Here is an 18,792-nt window from a genome sequence, read left to right as displayed (position 1 = left end):
CTACTTGGCGCCAGGTTTGGCTATGCTGGAACGGATATTGAGGTATTTGAAGGGGTCAACCACATCGGACCCGATGTGAACCTCGTAATGGACATGGGGCCCTGTGGAAAGGCCGGTATTGCCTATGTAGCCAATCACTTCGCCCTGCTGCACCCGCTGGCCCGCCTTCACCCTGAAGGAAAGCATATGTCCGTAGCGGGTATAAAAGCCGTGCTTGTGCCGTATAATGACATTGTTGCCGAAGCCGCCCTGTTCAAATTCCACCGCCACAACCTGTCCGTCCGCAGTTGCCAGTATGGGATCGCCCTGGCGGTAGGTGGAGAGGTCTATGCCCTTATGGATATAGTACTGTCCGGTGAAGGGGTTTTCGTTCTGCCCGAAGAACATGGAGACATGGCCGATGCCGCCTTTGATGGGCCATATAGAAGGAATCTCGGTGAGGAGGGCGCTCTGGGAATCGAGCAGGGTGCCGATTTCCTTGACCGGCCCGGAAGCAGCGGCAAGGTATTCCGAAAGGCGGCGCACATCCTCAACTTCCTGGATGATGCCCTCGGGGGTCTCTTTTATATCGAAGAAAGATGAAAGGTCGCCGGCGGAAGCCACCGCAGTGTTGTTGATGCCTTTTACATCGGCGCCCAGGGTCGAAAGGGTGGAACTCAGGGCAGGCTCAAAATTCCTGGCCTCCCGTAAAAGCTGGGTAACCTCGTCCCGGAGCTGATCCAGGCTTGCCTGTGTGTCTCTTAGGCGGGTGTTCTTGTCGGCCAGGGTGCCCCTGGTGTGGTTATAGGAAGCCCCGTACCAGAAGAAGGCGCCCAGAACGCCTGCCAGGACCAGGAAAAAGCAAAATATCGAAAAAACCGTGATATGGAGGTTATAGACCTTTTTTTCCGAGTGGGGAACAAGAACCACCGTATAGCGCCGGGTTATGGCTCTGCCTATGGCTTTAAAGAACGCGGCAACAGCTCCGGCAGCTACAGAAGCGCCGTTCTTCACCTTTTGGACGAGGCTGTTTTCAAACCGCTTGTACTCATGGACAGACGCCACGCATCACCTCTTAAAACTTTGTTAATCACCCTTCAGCAAAGATGATTATAGCAGATAATTTCCGGGGCTGTCAAATAGTCAACCCCTTATCTGTAACTATTATCGGTATTTCTTCCGAATTTACCTCAGCTTATAGCTCATAATCAGCGCAGTCCGGTAAAAGGCAAGCCGTTGCTTGCCGTATTTATCGCTGAGCTCCAGATCCTGGTAATAAATGCCTTCCCGGTTTTCAAGATCGCTTGTCCCATAGTTGTTTAAAGTCCTTACCTGAATAGCCAGGACAAGCCCGAAGCGGGGGGTTATGGTAAAATTGAAGAGCATCGAGAAGATCCAGCGGGTCAAATCGTCCCCCCATCCCGCTCCTTTTGGATTATTGTAGAAATTTTTATCGGTCTCCACCATGAAGGCTATGGTGTCCAACACCGGGGAGAGGGGCATCTGATAACCCAGGACATAGGCGCCGTACCAGGTCCAGCCATTGCGGTTCCTTCCCTGATCGTTCTCGAAAACCCAGGGTTCGCCGTTGGCCGCCCTGTTGTAGACGTTGTAGCGGCCTTCGTTGTATGCCCGGAACAGGATGTGGTTCCAGTCGCCCGGAATAATCGCCGCCAGGTCGAACTGCAGGGCCAGGCCGCCATAAAGCCTCCACATCAAGCTGTCGAAAGGTTCCCCGGATATTACTTCCCGGTGATGCTTTCCGTCGCCCATATCCTCCCCCCGGTGATTGATGCCTATGCCGTATATCTCCTTGCCGAAAAGGTTGATATTCCACCCCGATCCAAGCCGTCCGCCGCCGGCCACCTGCAGGAAGGCAACAGGAGTCCACAAGGCTTCCCCAATGGCGTTAAGCGAAATCGGCGTCGCCTCCGCAGTGACAGACAGCCTGATGTTGTTGTCCTGGGTAAGAGGGCCTTCCCCCTGAAGGAAGGGAAAAGTGAAGCTCTGGGTAATGCCCGCCTTGGCTTCCGGCATAGTGGAGACTTGAAGCTTTAGATCGGTGGAGGCCGTGATGCCGCCCGAAGAGGCCGTATCCTGAAGGACTGCCCCTTCCGCTGCGGCCTTTGCGGGGATCAAGGCCAGGAAAGCCGAAAGGATCGCGGCAATATAATGGAAGGTTATCGGTTTCTTCATGTTTACGCTTTTCGATTATACTATAAATGGATTCGGGGCGTTAAGATGCCTGGAACTACTCATCTTAACTGATGAATTTCCCGGATCAAAATCATCTTGTTTGATGAATTTCCGAATTCATCTTAACTGATGAATTCCCCAGGTCAAAATCATCTTGTTTGATGAATCCTTGAATTCATCTTAACTGATGAATTCCCCGGATCAAAATCATCTTGTTTGATGAATTCCTGAATTCATCTTATTGGAACCCCCAACCAAGCCCTATGGGGCGAAGGTTCCAGTGTACCCGGCGAATTCATTTTTTACAGTTTCATTTTATCCAGTCTGTCTTCAACCTTGTGCAATAACAGGCGGATGTTTTCAAGTTCTGTGTTTCCGGGTTTCTCGTGTTTTTCTTTGCCTGTCATCAGGTATTCAATGCTTACCCCTAAAGCACGAGCAATATTATACCCGTCATATACACTGGGATAAAAGCCCTTGTACATCCAGCCTGTAAATGTGCTTACAGGTATTCCGCAGGTTTGCGCGACTTTAATCTCTGTCAATCCTTTCTGTTTTATCAGGTCCTTCACCCGTTTCCAAAAATTAATTAATATCATAATGCTTGCCTATAATATAACAAAAAAGCGGTAAAAAAAAGAAGTAAAATTGTAAAATAATTTATTCGTGCTGAGGGGTTTAATACCCCGCCCCGTGCAGCCTCACGCTCTGCGCAAGGAGCGCCTAATTAAGCATTTCCCTGCTCACCGGGCTTCCTATCCAGATCCCTTCGCCAAGGTAATCTATGCGCCGGCCTTCGATGAGGATCTGCACATCCCGCACATTGGGAAACTCTGTAACTGTCCACACAAGCTGTTTAAGGGCGGCGGCATAGCCTTCAACACCGTAGGTATTGTACTGAAGCTCTTCGCTAAAACTGATGTAGGCTGTATTGCCCCTGACTGTGGCGTTCAGTATTCTGACGCCCTGGGGGATGAGGGACACCATGTCCCGCCGTTTTTCTTCGGCATCCGGCCCTGAGATGAGCGCCTTAAGGGCATCGACCATGGGAGAATCAGAAACAGCCAGACTGCGTATGGTTTTAACCCTGAGTATGATGCCGTCAGAATCAATCTGGGTAAAGTAGAGGGTACGATCGCTCGTTTTGGTCCGGGGCTGCGCAGCGGGCTTGGCCGGCTCCGGTTTGGGAGCAGCGGTCCCTGCGGGTTTGGCAGCCGGTTTTTCTGTAGGCTTGGCGGCCGGCGGCGGATCAGCAGGGTTGGGCTGCTCGTCAGAGACAGGCTGCCCGGATCCGTTGGGCTTGGCGGTATCGGCTGGGGGGTTTTCTGTCTTTGCGGAGAAATCATCGCCAGGCAGGGGAAGAAGGGGCTGCACGCTGGTATCCGCCACAGGCTTACTGAGCAATCTTTCGATAAATTGAGTATCTTTCAGGGTCTTGCGTATCTTATCACCGTTTAAAAGGAAGAGGCTGAAGATCACCACAAGAAAGGCAGCCCAAAAAATAAATATCCAGGGTATGCGGCGGGCAGTGCCATTGCGTGGAGGTGGAGTCTTGGATTTTGGGTCAGGCCCTTTCCGCTGCGCCATTTGACCATGATACGGCTAACGCGGCTTACAGGTCAAGGTTTTGGGTTTAGCACTAGCAGATAAAGAGACAGGGGTTTACAATAGAAGCATGTTCAGGAATATTATAAAAAAGTTGGAAATCCTGGGCCGCTATTTTGCTTTTGTCGGAGAGGTGTTCGGCGGCTTTTTTAAACGCCCTTTCCATATTGCCCTCTATATCAACGAAATTGAACATTTGGGGGTCAACTCGGCCCCAATCATCCTCCTTTCAGGGGCGGCCATGGGCATGATCTTTGCCCTTCAGATGGTTTCCATACTTGCGGACTTTCATGCCGAAATCGGCGTCGGAGCCGCGGTTGCAATTGCCCTGGCGCGGGAGCTTTCCCCGGTGATCACAACCCTCATGCTCATTGCCAAGAATGGTTCAGCCATGGCTGCAGAATTGGGAACCATGAAAGTAACTGAGCAGATCGATGCCCTCGAGTCCATGTCCGTTTCACCGGTGCATTACCTGGTGCTGCCCAAGGTAGTGGCTTCCATAGTGATTTATCCGGTACTCACCCTGCTTTCCAATGTGATAGGATCATTGGGGGCATTTACGATTTCAATATATCTCTATAATGTGGACTCCGCAGGTTATACCGATTACCTTCTCGATTTCTTAAGCCCCAGGGATGTTTTCTGCGGCCTTATTAAATCGGCGGTTATGGGGATCATGGTGGCGACCATCTGCTGTTTCAACGGGCTCAGGACCATCCAGGGCGCAAAGGGCGTGGGCGACAGCGCCACCAAGGCGGTGGTGATTTCATCGGTCGCCATATTGGTGGCCGATTATCTTCTGGACACTATCATGATGGGATGGATCTACGCATGAATAGCATCATCCGCACAGAGCATTTACGCAAGTCGTTTGACTCAAACCATGTGCTGAAGGATATCAGCCTGAGCATAGAAGAAAAATCCATCTGCGCTGTCATAGGCCAGAGCGGCACCGGCAAGAGCGTCCTCTTTAAAACCATCATGGGGATGCTGCGGCCCGATTCAGGCAAAGTTTGGTTCAAGGATACCGAACTTTCGGCATTGCGAAAGGGCGATCTTATCCCCTTAAGAAAATCCTTTGGCTATTCCTTCCAGAACGCTGCCCTCTTCGATTCCATGACTGTGGAAGAAAACCTCGCTTTCCCCCTGAAAGAAGCGCTGAGGATACACAGCAAAACCGAAATAAAAAACAGGGTGAGCACGCTCCTTGAATGGATAGAGCTGCCCGGTATAGAGTCTAAAAGGCCGGATGAATTATCCGGGGGGATGAGGAAGCGGGTCGGCGTGGCAAGGGCGCTCATCATGAAGCCGGAAGTGCTTTTTTTTGACGAGCCCACAACGGGCCTCGATCCTGTACTCTCGGAAACCATAAATAACCTGGTGGTACGGGTTAACAAGGAGCTGCAAATTACCTGTGTGATGATTACCCACGATATACCCGCCGCATTCAGGATTGCAGAAAAAATCTATTTTCTGGATCAGGGCTATATCGCGGCAGAAGGCAGCCCCGGAGAAATAGCGAAGTCAGATCACCAAATGGTCAAGGACTTTATCCGCATATCGTTCAGCGAGTTCAAAGCATGAATATTTCACGTTATGTAAAAATTGCGTTGTTCTTCATTGTTCTCGGAGGCGCCGGAACGGTTTATATCGTGCTGTCCGCCGACGGCATCAATCAGATGAACACTACAAGCTACGAAGTAGTGCTGCAGGATGCCACAGGCCTTTCCACCAGATCCAAAATCTACCTCGCCGGTGTAGTGGTAGGAAAAGTGCAGCAGATAGAGCTTAACGGAACTGAAGCCCGCCTTAAATTGGGGCTGCTCAGGAATGTTGAACTCCACCAGGATGCCATGCTCAGCCGAAAATCTTCCTCCATCCTGGGTACTTCGGTGCTTGCCCTTGATCCCGGCACCGAATTGACTCCCCTTCTGGCGCCTGGAGGCTTTATCAACACCGACAGGAGCGGCTCAGGCGACATGAGCGCCATTATGGGGACAGTCCAGGAGATGGGTGGGCAGATTACAGGCCTCCTCGAGGAATTCCAAAAAAACCAGCTGGCTCTTTTGGCGGTATCCCTTCAGACTTTCAATTCCATAGCACAAAAAATCGATGCCAGCACCGATGCCCAGCTGGACAATATTTCCCGCATTCTGACATCCACAGCATTGATAACCGAAAGGACCGAAGGGCTCCTCAGGAACGGCGAAACAGATATAGGCGCTTCAGTCACAGATATGCACGAATTGATTGCCAATCTCAGGGCTATAACCGAAGACATACGCGCGGGCAGAGGGAATGTCGGCCAGGCCCTCTATGACGGTGAACTCTATTTGAGCCTGCTCAGGACAGCGCAAACAACCGAAGAGGCCGCAGTAAAACTAAAAGACGCCCTGGACAGTGTCAATCACCTGGCCAAAAACATTGACGGTGTTGTCACTGACGCGGGGGAAATTGTGAGCAAGGCTACCGGCCTCGGCATACAGGTGGATACCAATGCCCGCTATGACTTCCTGTCCGAGCAGGTAAGGGCTGCAGCATCCATCAGGCTCGATCCGCGTTCCAATGATCGCTGGTACAGGATAGGGGTTTCTTCGGCCCCCGACGGTGTCGCAAGCCGCACCGTAAAACAGACCACCGACAGTTCGGGCGCAGTCACTTACGAAGACACCACCGAAACCCGCTACTCCTTCAACATTGACGCGGAGCTTGCCCGCCGTTTCGGCTTCCTTACCCTGAGGGGCGGCCTCCTCGAAAACAGCGCCGGCATTGGCCTGGACATACAACCCCTGAGCTGGGCAAGCATATCGGGCGAAGCCTTCAACTTCAGGACCGGCGAGATGCCGAACCTCAGAGGGACACTCACCATCTACCCATTCTTCGATCCCGATTCAAATAAACCCTGGAACTGGATCTACTTCCGGGGGGGCATCAACGACGCCCTGAGCAAAAACCGCGACTTCTTCCTCGGCGGCGGCCTCCGCTTTGCCGACCGGGAAGTGAAAGGCTTAGTCGGACTGGTGCCGGTACTGAATAATTAGGATGCCCAGGTCAATTAAATGAAATCAGCAAAAAATAGTTCTTTTGTTTTGATAATAGCGTTTTCGTTATTATTCCCCGGATGCGCTTCAATTCAAGCCAACAAAGACCTTAACACAAAACCTGAAGACCTTTTACGGGGGGATCCATCCAACCCTGTCCGGGTTCAGGAATATTTGCAAGGCATTTTGGCGAATCCGAAAGGTTATGAAGTCAAAGCATTTGAAAGAAGGGCTTTTTCTGCTAATACCAAAAAAAATCTTTTTATGGTGCACAGTTTTTATGTCTTTTTTAAAAACGATAGCATGGAGCACACCCTTGTTTTTACAGCAACACCGAAAGGGTCGGAACTGGATGGCTGCTGGATGCTGGACGCGGAAACTGACACGGAATCTTATGGTTTATTTATATCTTCCGATAATCCCTGGGAAGTAGAGGAATACAAAGGAAAACACGGAGAGACGACCCTGAACACAGTACAGACGACACAGAATATTTTGGCCAGGCTGGATAAAGGCTACACATTCTTTGGACCTGCCAGTGCCAGGAATTTAGCATGGTACCATCAAGTGTGGATGTTCCTGGTTCCGCCGCCGATTATAACTTACGCTCCGCTATTATTGGTGTCCATACATTCTGACAATTGCACTTCGGCAGTGCTTGAAACCATGGCATGGGAACAATAATGACTTTAGCGAATTGAGGCGGCGTTGGGGTGAATATCAGACTCTAACCGCCTTCATAAACTCGGCCAGGGCTTCCGGAGAAGCAAAGCTCCCCTGAAAAAATGAAGGGCCTCCCCCGCCCTTTCCGTCGGCCCTTTCAAAGGCATCCTTGACAAGGGGCCGCACATCAACGCCTTTGGCCCCGCAGAGACAACAGAACTTGAGATCCCTTTCGGAAACAAGCACGAGAATCTTGTCGGTGAGTTTTTGCGCCATTCTGCCTATGCGGAGGATCTCGTCAATATCCGAATCAGTGTATGCTTCAAAAATGGCAGAAGCATTTCTTGCGGCGCCCGTACTATCAGTGCCTGCCGCCGGCTGACTGGCCTTTTTTACCAGAGCCTCTGCTTTAACCCTGGCGGCATCTTCTTCCATCACCTTGAGCCGCTTTTCGATGGCAGCAGCCTTGTCCATATAATCCAGTACCCCTCTGCCGATTTCCGCCACCGGGACTTTTAATAGCCGGGAAATGATATCCCCGTTCTTCCGCAAAGAACGGCTGTCGGCGAGGCAGCGCCTTCCTGCAATAAACATCAGCCTGGTCATGCCCTTGTGCTTTTCGGCGCCCAATATCCTGAGCATGCCGATTTCCCCTGTTGACTTGATATGGGTCCCGCAGCAGGGCGAAAAATCGCAGCCTTCGATCTCCACCACCCTGATTACTTCCTCGCCCTGGGGCGGTACTTTGCGCAGGGGGAAGCTTTCGACTTTCTCAGGCGGGCAGAGGTGAATAGCAAGAGGATGATTTTCTTCGATTGCATCAGCAACTGCTTCCTCTACTGCCAGGAGGGCGTCTTCAGTCAATTCCTGAGCGTCCACATCAATGGTGCAGACTTCATCCCCTAAATGCATGGAGACCGTGTGCTTTCCGGTAAGCCGCAGAATAGTCCCCGAAAGGAGATGCTGGGCGCTGTGGCTTACTGTCAGATCCCTGCGCCTCTTCGCATCCAGCTGCAGGGCCACCTCTCCAAGCACAAGGCCGGATGTGCTTGAAACAAGATGGAGTATCTCCCTGTTTTTTTCCTGCACATCCAAAAGGGGGATGCCGTTGATAGTCCCCCTGTCGCCGCCCTGGCCTCCGCCTTCGGGGTAGAAGATGGTCTTGTCCAAAATGATCGCGGCCTTATCCCCCAGGGGGCGAAGCTCGAGGATGCGGGCATTAAAAATATCGCCGGAGCAAAAATCGTAATAGAGCTTTTCTGTAGGCATAGGACAGTATTACCACATCCCTGCCCTCTAGGCTATACTCAGGCATGCTGAACAAACTGACCGATGAACTTGCAGTCTGCGGCTGCAACGCCGTTGCCGCTGTCGGGGAATACCACCCCGAGGCTATCAACCGTCTCTTCCTGCGGGAAGACCGGCTAAAATCCTTTGCAAAAGTCTGCAAGGGCCTTGCCGAGCGCAAAAGGCCCTATAAAATCTGCGAAGATGAAGAACTTGAGAAGATCAGCAAATCGAGCCACCACCAGGGGGTAGTTGCCATGATCGCGGCCCCGGAAACTGCGCCCCTGGGCCGTGAAGATCTCGACGCCTGGGCGGACAAAGGGAAAACCGGCCTCATACTCCATTCGGTAGGGAACGATCACAACCTTGGCGCTATAGCCCGTTCAGCCGCTTTCTTCGACGCTCCCTATATCGTGATCTCCGAAGGGGACAGCGAAGCCCGGCTTTCGACCAGCGCCTACCGCATAGCCGAAGGCGGCATGGAGCATGTTGCTGTCCGCTCTGTGCGGAACACCGCCGCCTTCATCAAAGAAGCATCCCAAAAAATCATCACCATTGGAACAGAAGGCCGCGCCCGCCAGCGCATCAGGGACCTTCCAAACATAATCAAGGAATTGTCAGCAAAGCTGCCCGGTGCGGGAAAAACCCGCCCGGGTATAGCCATAGTCCTGGGTAACGAGGAAACCGGCCTCCCCAAGGACGTAAAAGACGCCTGCTCCTGCCTGGTACGCATACCCGGCACAGGCATCATGGAAAGCCTCAACGTAGCCCAGGCAGCCACGCTGTTTCTGCAGGAAATCTTCGAACTCTAGTCGAAGTAGTGCGCCTTGCCGCTCTTGGCGGAAATGTAAATGCCTTCGAGAATCCTGGTTACTACAGCAGCCTGCTCGGGGAGGACGTAGAGCTTTCCCTTGCCCCTGATGGCGTTGGCGAAGGTTAGGGCCTCGGCGTCTTCGGGCTTGGATGCAGCGCCATCATAGAACGCCACGCCGCCAACGCCAAGGTTCGGGGTCTGGACGTACTGGCGGCCGTTTTTGACGCCGTTGATGGTCAGAGTACCGTCGGCCGCCATGTCGGCACCGGCCTTGGTACCACAGAGGGTAGTTACCGCTTCCCGCACATCCGTGGAGATGTTAAGGGCCCAGCTGGACTGGAGTATGATGGTGGCGCCGTTCTTCATAACCACGAAGCCAAAAGCCGAATCTTCCACAGTGAATTTTTTGGGGTCCCAATCGCCCCAGGCGTTGCCGGCCCTCTTGTCCTTGTTCAGTTTGTGATAGACCGTTCCCACCGCATAGGCAGGCTCATAGTTGTTCATCATGAAGAGGGTAAGGTCCAAAGCATGGGTGCCGATGTCGATGAGGGGGCCGCCGCCCTGTTTTTCTTCGTCCAGGAACACACCCCAGGTAGGGACAGCCCGCCGCCTAATGGCAGTGGCCTTGGCAAAGTAGATTTCCCCAAGGGCGCCCGAGTCAACTTCTTCCTTGAGATAGAGGCTGTCGGGCCTGTAGCGGCTCTGGTAGCCTATGGTGAGAAGCTTCTTGCTTGCATCCCTGGCAGCGATCATGGCCTGGGCTTCCTTGTAGTTCTTTGCCATGGGCTTTTCGCACATGACGTTTTTGCCCGAATTGAGAGCTGCCACAGAAATCTCGCTGTGGGAATTGTTGGGAGTCAGGACAAAGACCGCATCCAGGTCTTCCTTGAGGAGATCCTTGTAATTCTCAAAAACCTTTCCCTTGCCCCCGGAATATTCCTTGTTCGCCTTTTCCGCCCTGGCGGGAATAATATCGCAGAAGGCGACTATTTCCACATCAGGAACTTTCTTCAGAGCCGGAAGGTGCTTGCCATTGGCAATCCCGCCGCAGCCGATAATACCATACCTTAATTTCTTGCTCATACGCCTACCCTTAATAATAAATTTGTAGTTTAATGTAACCACTTTTATGGAAAACCGTAAAGCGGGCAATGACCCCAGCCTTATGATCCTTGAGAACCTTCCCGATGACCCCAGCCTTGCCATTCCCCTCCTGCGGGAATTGGCATCCCTGCCGGTGTGGACAGGAAACCCGGCCAACGGCCTCATAAAACAGCGCCTTGAACGCCGCTATACCAGGCTTTGCAGAATCCAGGGGGATCTGGGCCGCCTTGATTTCACCAGGGCAAAGGCAGGGTCTTTCGACGACTTTGTTTTTTCCCAGACTGATTTCTTAAAATACCAAAAGATCGATGAAGAAGATTTCCTCTTTTATTCAGAAGCACCAGAGGATTATGATGATGATTTCTTTGCAAAGAACTTTAAAATTGACAGAAAAACTGCGAAACAAATGATAATTAAATGTTATGCTGCGAATGATAAAACCTTTACGCTTAATAAAGCAAACCCCGTCATCCTTGCAGTCATGCGGACCCTTGAAACAAGCCTCGAAATGCTTCCCCTCTTTGCAGAAACAGAAATCCTGAAGGAGCTTAAAACACTGTATGGATATTTGGAAGCCGGCCCCTTCCCCGCAGGAAGCGCAGCCGGCTTCTTCCGTTTTCTTGTCCAAAGGCTGGACAAATGCAGCATTATTCACAAGGACGGGATGGAGACAAAACTCTCTGTCTCCCCCGAAGGCGCCCTCAAGGGAACCTTCAGGCCGGGGGGCAAACCCTGGACCCTCGTCCTGATTCCAGCGTGACGCTTTACCTCCGGCCGCCGGGCCTGCGGTTGTCGAATTTATTCCCTTGCGGCCTTTGCCTGTTGTCATGTTTTTGCCCAGGTGCATTTCCCGGTCCGGGGGCCCAGCCCTGATGGGGATAGAAATTCCCCGGCCCCCAAAAAGCTCCGGGGCCTCCGGCAAAGCCCTTGGGGTGTCCGGCGAGGCGTTTCCCGGAATCCAGATCATAGTCCTTTCCGTTCAGGGTTAATTTTGTAACCCTAAAAACTTTCCCTTCGTTGTTCTGGGGAATCGCAAAAGCATACCCTTCAAGGCTGACCTGGGCGCCCTCCTTAAGCCCATCGATAAAACCCACAAAACGATCAAGCCCCATGACATAGTAGGTGTCATTCCCGCTCTTTAAGGCAATAGACCCGTTGGCAACCCCCAAAGCCCCGCTGATGGTAATTTTCACCGGAGCGGCTTTAGACTCCCGGCGATTTTCTCCCTGGGCAAAAACCAGCCCTGCCGTAGCAGCGACCAAAATTACGCATAAACAAATTCGTTTCATAAAAATCCCTTCAACCTCTGCAGAAGTTTTCTTGTCAAAACTGAAATCAGGCCAACGGCCCGTCTATATATTAGCAAATTCCGTGCCAAGCGGGATTGGAGGACAAAAGGGCATGAAAACCTTAAAAAATCATCACAAAGAGACAAAGGCAAAGCAAAATTTACCCTGCTGGGAAAAATTTGCCCATTATGCAATTCCCAATATAAGTATCGTATAGGTACCCCTTCAGAATAACATTTCAAGGAAATTTTTACGAATTTGCTAAAACTCTATATAATAGAATTGCCGAAGCTGCCCAAGGATGATGATGGCTCTCCTATGTGGGCGTGGCTTCAGTTCTTCAAATGCCGAAAGGAGGAGGAATTCAACATGCTTGCAGAAAAACACCCCGAAGTCCGCCCCATTATTGCGGAATATAAAAAACTCACCTGGAGCGAACGCCGCCGCATGATCGCCGACCTCAAGGAAAAATACCGCCGTGATGACGCGGCTGTTCTGGCAGATGCGGTTATGGATAGCCGGAGGGAAATAGCCCGGGCGTTAAAAGCCCAGGGTGATCCTATAGAAAAGATTGCAGCTGCCACCCATCTCTCACAAGAAGAAATCGAAGCCTTATAATTTTAAGCAGAAATATAAATAATGCATTTCTCTCCGGCTAACGGTTGAGAAAGCTCGTTCACACCCCAAACCTCGCCCTCTCCGCCCACAATCCCAGCGCCGGGTTCGGCACAAAGAAAATGCGCTCCCCGTCGGCAAGGGTGTTCCAGCCCAGGGAAAGCTTCCTGACATCGTAGCGGGCAAGGACCTCTTCGAGACTGCCCCATTCATAGCCTACAGATTCTATCTCGGCGCGGCTCAAGCCGGGGCCGGGGCAGTAACGCACGGTAAAGCGGCCTTCGCTTGAGCCGTGGATGAGGTGGGCTGCAACGCTTAAATTTTCGGCCAGCTCTTTTTCGCTAGCTGCTTTTTCGAGGATGACTTTACCTGGGCGGTAGCCGAATTTGCGGATAAGCGCATCGACGCCAAGATCCTCTCCGAAACGCTCAAGAGCCGGCGCCAGGATCAGAAGTTCGCCGCCATCGGCCATGGCCATGCGGGTACGGTAAATGGCCTTGTTGCCCAGCCAAGTGGTGCGGAATTCTTCGGGCTCCAGGTAGACCACTGCTTTATGGATGGGTTCATCCATAATGTCCACGTTGACTTCACGGGCAAGGGCGGCAGCCTTGGCAAAACATTCCCTGCCAAAACCCACAAAGAGGCCCCGGACTGCCAGTGAACCGTCGCTGCGGGAACCTATCACCGTAAGGGCGTACAAAACAGGGGGCAGCTTATTGCCAAAACAACGGAGGCCCTCGTCGAACATGGCGCGCACAGGCGTGTCGGCCCTGCCCATCATGCGTTCCATGCCGTAGCACGCCCCTGCAAAGTGGCTTTTGTCTATGGCCTCCTTGCCGCCTGTCCCCACCAGGAGATTCTTGGCGTGGTTGGCCATGCCTATCACCTCGTGGGGGACTACCTGCCCCATGGACACGATAAGGGAAAAGCCGCCGTTCGCCAGCAGCTTGTTGACCTGCACCGGGAAGTCATAGCCGACTTTGCCTTCGGTAGCTTTTTCCACCCAGGCGGCGTCGAGGCGGCCCAGCTCGACCACATCATTGCGCCAGTCATGGACGCGGAATTTATCGAGAGGGGTTTTGGGGAACATGCGGCCAAGCTCTGCGTTGGTCATGGGCATATGAGTGCCCAGGGCAGGCATCACGGTGCACGAAAGTTCGCGGGAAGCAATATCGGTAAGGAAGCCTGCCCGCGAATGGAAGCGGGTTATATCCGGGGGAAGGAGCAGCGCAGGGCCCGAACCTTTAATATCTCCCAGCGCATCATGAAGAGCCTGGGAGAAAAGTTCATCTATCTCCTGGTCCGAAAGATCCAGAAGAGGTCCGCCCTTTGCAAGATAGGTTTTTTCCGACACCCCAAATCACCAGGCTTTATTTAGCTTTGCCATCGCCGAATTGGTTCACCATGAGAGCCGGCTGATGGGTAGCATCCAGGGTGTCCCGCCAAAGGTTGCCCTCGGGGTCTACATGGTTCCTGGTGGAAATAACCGTCTTGATGGGAAGGTGGACAAATTCATTGTTCACCAGGCCGATGATGAGCCTGGTCTTGCCGGCCATGGCCGCATGCACCGCAGCGTTCCCCAGCCTTTCGCAGTAGATGGAATCGGCAGGGTTGGCAGGGGCAGAGCGGATAATGTAGCTGGGATCGATGTACTTGAGATTGATCTCAATCTTCTTTTCAGCAAAGTACTTGGTGATCCTGTCCCGGAGATAGGTACCCACATCGGCGTATTTAAGGTTTCCGCCGGCGTCAAGCTGTTTATCAGTGATAAGCTGATCCTGCATGGCTCCTTCGGCCACGATAATCACCGCGTGGTGACGGCTTACAATGCGCTTCTCAAGGTGGGTAAGGAAACCGTTATAGCCCTCAAGGTTGAAGGGCACTTCGGGAATGAGCACAAAGTTGACCTCGTGGCTTGCAAGGGCGGTGTGCGCGGCGATGAAGCCCGATTCACGGCCCATGACCTTTACAAGGCCTATGCCGTTTATGGCGGAGCGGGCTTCCATGTGGGCAGCCGCAACAACTTCCACCGCCTTGTCAACGGCAGTATCGAAACCAAAGGATTTCTGGATGAGGGAGAAGTCATTGTCAACAGTCTTGGGAATGCCAATCAGGGCGATCTTAAGGTGTCGTTTTTCGATTTCGTCGGCAATGTCCAGGGTGCCATGCTGGGTGCCGTCACCACCTATGGTAAAGAGCATATTGAGATTAAGCTGTTCTATGGCATCCACAATCTTCCCCACCTCTTTGCCGCCGCCCCGGGCGCTTCCAAGGTACGTACCCCCGAGCTTGTGAATCTCATCCACCTTGTCGGGGTCCAATTGGGTTACGCCGAATTGGTATTCCGGGAGGAAACCCTTATACCCGTACTGTATTCCCGAAATCCTCTTTACCCCATAGCGGTACCACAGGCAGCGCACAATGGAGCGGATCACGTCGTTAATGCCAGGGCAAAGGCCGCCGCAGCTTACGATGCCTGCATGCACATGGGCAGGGGTAAAATAGATCATTTCCCTGGGACCGGCACATTCTATAATCTGGGATCGCTTAAGGGGCGGCTGAGGGCCTACTTTTACCTCCGTATTATAACGTAAAAATTGATCATCCGTTACATAGTTGGCTATCATATCCCCACGTACAGTGGACATGGCAATGGGCGACTTTATGCTGCGCTTTCCCAATTCTTCAATAGTAAAATCAATAGCATCGGCCATAAGAACTCCTTTTGATTGATAATTATAGGGGTTCTACAAAGCTTTATCAATACAACCGGATCTTTCTCGACAAATTAACATTTTGTGCTATAATGTTAGAGTGCAGAAAGAATACACAGCCGCAGCCCTTTGCGCAGTAGGGGCCGAAAAAGTTGTCTCCAACGAAATACGCAAAATGGGCCTCAAAATGGACGAGGGGGGCTTTGGCAGGGTGCGCTTTAAGGCCGGCCTGCAGGGGCTCTACAAAACCCTCATGGGCCTAAGGACAGCCGACAGGGTGCTCCTCGAAGCCGCCTGGTTCCAGGCTGGGGATTTTGACGCCCTTTTTGAAGGCGTCAGGGCAGTTCCCTGGGAAGAATTCATACCTTCCGGCATGGGGCTCAGGGTAGCCAAGGTACGGACCAACCGTTCCAGGCTCAGCGCCGAAACCAGCATACAGGCGGTGGTCCACAAGGCTGCTGCGGAAAAGCTCTGCGAAAAATTGAAGCTCGCCCGCCTCCCCGAAGGGGACGACATCGCGGAAATCAGAGTCTATATCGAAAAGGACAGAGCTTCCATACTTTTGGACCTTTCGGGCGATCCCCTCTTTAAGCGGGGCTACCGCACCGACGGGGGCATCGCGCCATTGCGGGAAACCACAGCCGCAGCCATCATACTCCTTTCGGGGTGGAAGCGGAAATTCCCCCTCTATGACCCCTTCTGCGGTTCGGGCACTATTGCCGCCGAGGCAGCCATGTACGCATGGGATCTGGCCCCCGGACTCAGGCGGCCTTTTGCCCTGGACAAGCTCCTCATCTCGGACAAAGTTGTCGAAAAGCAGGTGCGGGAAGAATTCATAGGCAAGGCCGATTTTACAAGGCTTGTGCGCATAGCCGGCAGCGATGCAGACCCCAGGGCCGTTGCAAACGCCAAAGCCAACCTGGAGCGCATCAGGGCGCCCCTCCAGGGGAGCGTCGTACTGCCGGAATTTAAAGCCCTCCCCATGGAGCAGGCAGCTGCGCCGAAATTTGAAAATGATACAGACACCGGCTTTATCATTACCAACCCGCCCTACGGCAAACGCCTGGGGGACGCTGAATCGGCGGAAAAAGTATATGCCGAAATGGGCGGCCTATCCGAACGCTTCCGGGATTGGAAGCTCGCCCTCATCACGGACCACCCGGGCTTTGAGTCCTTCTTTGGCAGAAAGGCCGACTCTTGCAGGGATATTACGAATGGGGCAATCCATTCCTATTTATATCAATACGAAAAAATTTAGGGGTATGTATGTCTATTGTTGTTGAACACGACAAGCGCAGAAGGGAGATACTCGAAAAAGCGCTGGATGCTTTTATGGACGATGGCTTCGAAGACGTTACCTTTCAAAAGATAGCCGACCGCTGCGGCATCACCAGAACTACCCTCTACATCTATTTTAAAAACAAGAAGGATATTTTTAACTTCAGCATAAAGCAGCTCCTCGCGGGCCTGGAGCATGACATAACAGAAGTCGGCAGCGACGAAACCCTCAATTCCGTTGACAAACTTTCGCTCATGCTCATAAAGGTAATAGACAAGCTCGAAGAAAACCGCCGCCTTCTTACGGTGATAATGAATTACCTGCTCTACCTTGCCAAGGGCAGCCACGATCCCGATTACCGTGTGCGCCGCCGCACCATACGCTTACGGCACATACTTGCGACTATCCTTATAGAAGGCATCAAAAAAGGCGAAATTGCCAAGGTCAATATCAAGGATGCCGACAATCTCCTTTACGGGCTTGTGGAAACCGCAGCATTCCGCTTGGTCATACTCAAGCAGACCGCGGTAGACGATCTAAAACGCACGGTAGTAATGGCGGTGCGCCAGCTGGCTGCGGTCCCCGGCACAGCCAGCAAATAAAAAGGCCGCCAGGGCCAACCCAATAAATGGAGAATTTCGTTTCGTTTTCATTCCACCCTAAAAAGCATTGCCACAGAAAGACCATCCCACTATACTGGAACAGTGAAGAAAATCAATGTAGGCATACTTTTCGGCGGCAAGTCGGCGGAACATGAAGTTTCGCTCCAATCGGCAAAGAACGTATTCGACGCCCTGGATAGGGAAAAATACAACCCTGTGCTTATAGGCATTGCCAAGGATGGCCGCTGGCTAAAAGGCGATGCCTCAGGTTTCCTTCTCCATGCGGAAAATCCCCGCCTAATCGCATTGAACCACTCGTCTGACTGGGTAGCCTTGGTTCCCGAAAGCGGAGGGAAAATATCCAATTTATCCATAGGGGAACCTCAGCCTACAGCCCAGACTATCGATGTGGTTTTCCCTATTTTGCACGGTCCTTTTGGGGAGGATGGAACCGTCCAGGGCCTCCTCAAGCTGGCGAACATCCCCTTTGTAGGAACAGGGGTGCTGGCATCGGCTGTAGGGATGGACAAGGACGTGATGAAGCGCCTCTTCCGCGATGCCGGCCTCCCCATAGGCAAATTCAAATCCCTTAAGTCCCACGAAAAAACCCCTCCCTTTAAGGAAATAACTGAAGCACTTGGCCTGCCCATTTTCATCAAGCCCGCCAATATGGGTTCTTCCGTGGGGGTCAGCAAAATCCATAATGAAGAAGAATACCATGCTGCGCTGGCCGAGGCTTTTAAGTTCGACACCAAGGCAATATTGGAAGAATTTATCCCCGGCAGGGAACTGGAATGTTCGGTCCTGGGCAACGAAGAGCCCGAAGCGTCCCTCCCGGGTGAAGTCATTTCTACCCACGAGTTTTATTCCTACGATGCCAAGTATATAGACGAAAAAGGGGCAACCCTGGAGATTCCGGCCAGGCTGCCGCCGGAAACAATCAGGCAAATTCAGGAGCTTGCCATAAAAGCCTTTAAGGCCCTGGAGTGCGAAGGTCTTTCACGGGTGGACTTCTTCCTCAAGCCCAATGGCGAAGCAATCATCAACGAGATCAACACCATGCCGGGTTTTACAAAAATCAGCATGTACCCCAAGCTTTGGGAAGCCGGCGGCATCTCTTACAGCAAATTGATAGATACCCTTATTCAGCTTGCCATAAAGCGTTTTGAAAAAGAGAAAAGCCTTAAGACCAGCATTTAGGCTTTGTCAGGCAGGAACCCCGGCATATTCCATTCAGGCGGTATCTTGGTAGGCACGCCTTTGGAATCCACAAAAGCCCAGGTGACCTTTGCCTCCGCGATGACGTCCTCGCCTCTCAGTATCTTCTGCGCAATGATCCCACTTACCGCGCCTTTCTTGAGAGGCCACGATTGTATAACCAGGGTCTCGTCGGTAAAGACCGATTTTTTATAATCGATTTCGATGCGGGCCACATACATGCCGTAACCGGAGCTGATGACCTTTGGGTAATCAAACCCAATGGACTTTAAAAATTCGTAGCGCGCATATTCAAGATAGTTAAGGTAATTGGCATTGTTTACATGGCCGTTGCTGTCACATTCATAGCTGCGCACCTGCAAAGTACATTCTGCAATCATGATCCA

The 18,792-nt window shown here is 52.3% G+C and carries 20 protein-coding genes; 10 read left to right on the top strand and 10 right to left on the bottom strand.

Translation table 11 applies throughout. From position 1 onward, the window contains the following. From TREAZ_RS02145 to TREAZ_RS02130, 4 genes are all read right to left on the bottom strand, one after another. Positions 1-1,044, bottom strand: a complete 1,044-nt coding sequence (locus TREAZ_RS02145) for a M23 family metallopeptidase (protein WP_015710154.1) — start codon at positions 1,042-1,044, stop codon at positions 1-3. Between the two features lie 120 nt (positions 1,045-1,164). Beyond that, positions 1,165-2,175 carry a hypothetical protein gene (locus TREAZ_RS02140; RefSeq protein ID WP_015710153.1) on the bottom strand — a complete coding sequence of 337 codons (1,011 nt, stop codon included), beginning with the start codon at positions 2,173-2,175 and terminating at the stop codon, positions 1,165-1,167. A gap of 302 nt (positions 2,176-2,477) precedes the next feature. Then, positions 2,478-2,774, bottom strand: a complete 297-nt coding sequence (locus tag TREAZ_RS02135; RefSeq protein WP_015710152.1) for a helix-turn-helix domain-containing protein — start codon at positions 2,772-2,774, stop codon at positions 2,478-2,480. A gap of 124 nt (positions 2,775-2,898) precedes the next feature. Then, complete coding sequence (locus tag TREAZ_RS02130) at positions 2,899-3,762, bottom strand: GerMN domain-containing protein (protein WP_015710151.1); 864 nt, start codon at positions 3,760-3,762, stop codon at positions 2,899-2,901. Positions 3,763-3,850: 88 nt separating this feature from the next. On the opposite strand from TREAZ_RS02130, the gene TREAZ_RS02125 reads away from it, so the two are divergent. The 4 genes from TREAZ_RS02125 to TREAZ_RS02110 are packed head-to-tail and all read left to right on the top strand — an operon-like array spanning position 3,851 to position 7,505. After that, positions 3,851-4,615 (top strand): MlaE family ABC transporter permease, encoded by a 765-nt coding sequence (locus TREAZ_RS02125; protein WP_015710150.1) that lies wholly within the window; start codon positions 3,851-3,853, stop codon positions 4,613-4,615. Further along, entirely contained in the window at positions 4,612-5,364 is a 753-nt protein-coding gene (locus TREAZ_RS02120) for an ABC transporter ATP-binding protein (protein WP_015710149.1), read from the top strand. Before TREAZ_RS02125 ends, TREAZ_RS02120 begins: the two co-directional genes overlap by 4 nt. Beyond that, positions 5,361-6,821 carry an MlaD family protein gene (locus TREAZ_RS02115; protein WP_015710148.1) on the top strand — a complete coding sequence of 487 codons (1,461 nt, stop codon included), beginning with the start codon at positions 5,361-5,363 and terminating at the stop codon, positions 6,819-6,821. The genes TREAZ_RS02120 and TREAZ_RS02115 overlap by 4 nt, the downstream gene beginning before the upstream one ends. Positions 6,822-6,839: 18 nt before the next feature. Further along, complete coding sequence (locus TREAZ_RS02110; protein WP_015710147.1) at positions 6,840-7,505, top strand: hypothetical protein; 666 nt, start codon at positions 6,840-6,842, stop codon at positions 7,503-7,505. 36 nt (positions 7,506-7,541) lie between these two features. On the opposite strand, the gene TREAZ_RS02105 is transcribed toward TREAZ_RS02110, so the two are convergent. Next, a complete protein-coding gene (locus TREAZ_RS02105; RefSeq protein ID WP_015710146.1) occupies positions 7,542-8,753 on the bottom strand; it encodes an alanyl-tRNA editing protein in 1,212 nt (403 codons plus the stop codon). A gap of 44 nt (positions 8,754-8,797) precedes the next feature. Here TREAZ_RS02105 and TREAZ_RS02100 point away from each other — a divergent pair, with 44 nt between their 5' ends. Then, a complete protein-coding gene (locus TREAZ_RS02100; protein ID WP_015710145.1) occupies positions 8,798-9,583 on the top strand; it encodes a TrmH family RNA methyltransferase in 786 nt (261 codons plus the stop codon). On the opposite strand, the gene TREAZ_RS02095 is transcribed toward TREAZ_RS02100, so the two are convergent. After that, a complete protein-coding gene (locus tag TREAZ_RS02095; RefSeq protein ID WP_015710144.1) occupies positions 9,580-10,668 on the bottom strand; it encodes a Gfo/Idh/MocA family protein in 1,089 nt (362 codons plus the stop codon). The genes TREAZ_RS02100 and TREAZ_RS02095 overlap by 4 nt on opposite strands. A gap of 46 nt (positions 10,669-10,714) precedes the next feature. Here TREAZ_RS02095 and TREAZ_RS02090 point away from each other — a divergent pair, with 46 nt between their 5' ends. Continuing rightward, a complete protein-coding gene (locus tag TREAZ_RS02090) occupies positions 10,715-11,449 on the top strand; it encodes a hypothetical protein (RefSeq protein ID WP_015710143.1) in 735 nt (244 codons plus the stop codon). A gap of 4 nt (positions 11,450-11,453) precedes the next feature. Here the strand turns inward: TREAZ_RS02090 and TREAZ_RS02085 are convergent, their stop codons facing one another. Next, positions 11,454-11,978: a hypothetical protein gene (locus TREAZ_RS02085; protein ID WP_015710142.1), complete on the bottom strand. Its 525-nt coding sequence runs from the start codon at positions 11,976-11,978 to the stop codon at positions 11,454-11,456. 246 nt (positions 11,979-12,224) lie between these two features. On the opposite strand from TREAZ_RS02085, the gene TREAZ_RS02075 reads away from it, so the two are divergent. Next, on the top strand, positions 12,225-12,596 hold the full coding sequence (locus TREAZ_RS02075; RefSeq protein ID WP_280990960.1) for a PD-(D/E)XK nuclease family transposase: 372 nt from the start codon (positions 12,225-12,227) through the stop codon (positions 12,594-12,596). A gap of 58 nt (positions 12,597-12,654) precedes the next feature. Here the strand turns inward: TREAZ_RS02075 and TREAZ_RS02070 are convergent, their stop codons facing one another. Both TREAZ_RS02070 and TREAZ_RS02065 read right to left on the bottom strand, forming a co-directional pair. Further along, positions 12,655-13,947, bottom strand: a complete 1,293-nt coding sequence (locus tag TREAZ_RS02070; protein WP_015710139.1) for a nickel-dependent putative hexonate epimerase — start codon at positions 13,945-13,947, stop codon at positions 12,655-12,657. A gap of 16 nt (positions 13,948-13,963) precedes the next feature. Further along, positions 13,964-15,307 (bottom strand): ATP-dependent 6-phosphofructokinase, encoded by a 1,344-nt coding sequence (locus TREAZ_RS02065; RefSeq protein ID WP_015710138.1) that lies wholly within the window; start codon positions 15,305-15,307, stop codon positions 13,964-13,966. A 100-nt stretch (positions 15,308-15,407) separates the two neighbouring features. On the opposite strand from TREAZ_RS02065, the gene TREAZ_RS02060 reads away from it, so the two are divergent. From TREAZ_RS02060 to ddlA, 3 genes are all read left to right on the top strand, one after another. Next, entirely contained in the window at positions 15,408-16,565 is a 1,158-nt protein-coding gene (locus tag TREAZ_RS02060; RefSeq protein WP_015710137.1) for a THUMP domain-containing class I SAM-dependent RNA methyltransferase, read from the top strand. Positions 16,566-16,573: 8 nt separating this feature from the next. After that, positions 16,574-17,188, top strand: coding sequence for a TetR/AcrR family transcriptional regulator (locus TREAZ_RS02055; RefSeq protein ID WP_015710136.1), 615 nt, complete (start codon positions 16,574-16,576; stop codon positions 17,186-17,188). A gap of 102 nt (positions 17,189-17,290) precedes the next feature. Then, complete coding sequence (gene ddlA, locus TREAZ_RS02050) at positions 17,291-18,388, top strand: D-alanine--D-alanine ligase (RefSeq protein WP_015710135.1); 1,098 nt, start codon at positions 17,291-17,293, stop codon at positions 18,386-18,388. Here ddlA and TREAZ_RS02045 read toward each other — a convergent pair. Further along, positions 18,385-18,786: an acyl-CoA thioesterase gene (locus TREAZ_RS02045; RefSeq protein WP_015710134.1), complete on the bottom strand. Its 402-nt coding sequence runs from the start codon at positions 18,784-18,786 to the stop codon at positions 18,385-18,387. The genes ddlA and TREAZ_RS02045 overlap by 4 nt on opposite strands. Positions 18,787-18,792 lie beyond the last annotated feature (6 nt).

It is taken from the genome of Leadbettera azotonutricia ZAS-9, assembly GCF_000214355.1.
Taxonomy (GTDB): domain Bacteria; phylum Spirochaetota; class Spirochaetia; order Treponematales; family Breznakiellaceae; genus Leadbettera; species Leadbettera azotonutricia.
The sequence above is the reverse complement of the archived record's forward strand: the minus strand, read 5'-3'. Positions and strand labels throughout refer to the sequence as shown.

Bases quoted from the DNA above. Each gene is read 5' to 3' on its own strand.
- TREAZ_RS02140 (WP_015710153.1), bottom strand. From the start codon at position 2,175: ATGAAGAAACCGATAACCTTCCATTATATTGCCGCGATCCTTTCGGCT.
- TREAZ_RS02135 (WP_015710152.1), bottom strand. From the start codon at position 2,774: ATGATATTAATTAATTTTTGGAAACGGGTGAAGGACCTGATAAAACAG.
- TREAZ_RS02130 (WP_015710151.1), bottom strand. From the start codon at position 3,762: ATGGCGCAGCGGAAAGGGCCTGACCCAAAATCCAAGACTCCACCTCCA.
- TREAZ_RS02125 (WP_015710150.1), top strand. From the start codon at position 3,851: ATGTTCAGGAATATTATAAAAAAGTTGGAAATCCTGGGCCGCTATTTT.
- TREAZ_RS02120 (WP_015710149.1), top strand. From the start codon at position 4,612: ATGAATAGCATCATCCGCACAGAGCATTTACGCAAGTCGTTTGACTCA.
- TREAZ_RS02115 (WP_015710148.1), top strand. From the start codon at position 5,361: ATGAATATTTCACGTTATGTAAAAATTGCGTTGTTCTTCATTGTTCTC.
- TREAZ_RS02110 (WP_015710147.1), top strand. From the start codon at position 6,840: ATGAAATCAGCAAAAAATAGTTCTTTTGTTTTGATAATAGCGTTTTCG.
- TREAZ_RS02105 (WP_015710146.1), bottom strand. From the start codon at position 8,753: ATGCCTACAGAAAAGCTCTATTACGATTTTTGCTCCGGCGATATTTTT.
- TREAZ_RS02100 (WP_015710145.1), top strand. From the start codon at position 8,798: ATGCTGAACAAACTGACCGATGAACTTGCAGTCTGCGGCTGCAACGCC.
- TREAZ_RS02095 (WP_015710144.1), bottom strand. From the start codon at position 10,668: ATGAGCAAGAAATTAAGGTATGGTATTATCGGCTGCGGCGGGATTGCC.
- TREAZ_RS02090 (WP_015710143.1), top strand. From the start codon at position 10,715: ATGGAAAACCGTAAAGCGGGCAATGACCCCAGCCTTATGATCCTTGAG.
- TREAZ_RS02085 (WP_015710142.1), bottom strand. From the start codon at position 11,978: ATGAAACGAATTTGTTTATGCGTAATTTTGGTCGCTGCTACGGCAGGG.
- TREAZ_RS02065 (WP_015710138.1), bottom strand. From the start codon at position 15,307: ATGGCCGATGCTATTGATTTTACTATTGAAGAATTGGGAAAGCGCAGC.
- TREAZ_RS02055 (WP_015710136.1), top strand. From the start codon at position 16,574: ATGTCTATTGTTGTTGAACACGACAAGCGCAGAAGGGAGATACTCGAA.
- TREAZ_RS02045 (WP_015710134.1), bottom strand. From the start codon at position 18,786: ATGATTGCAGAATGTACTTTGCAGGTGCGCAGCTATGAATGTGACAGC.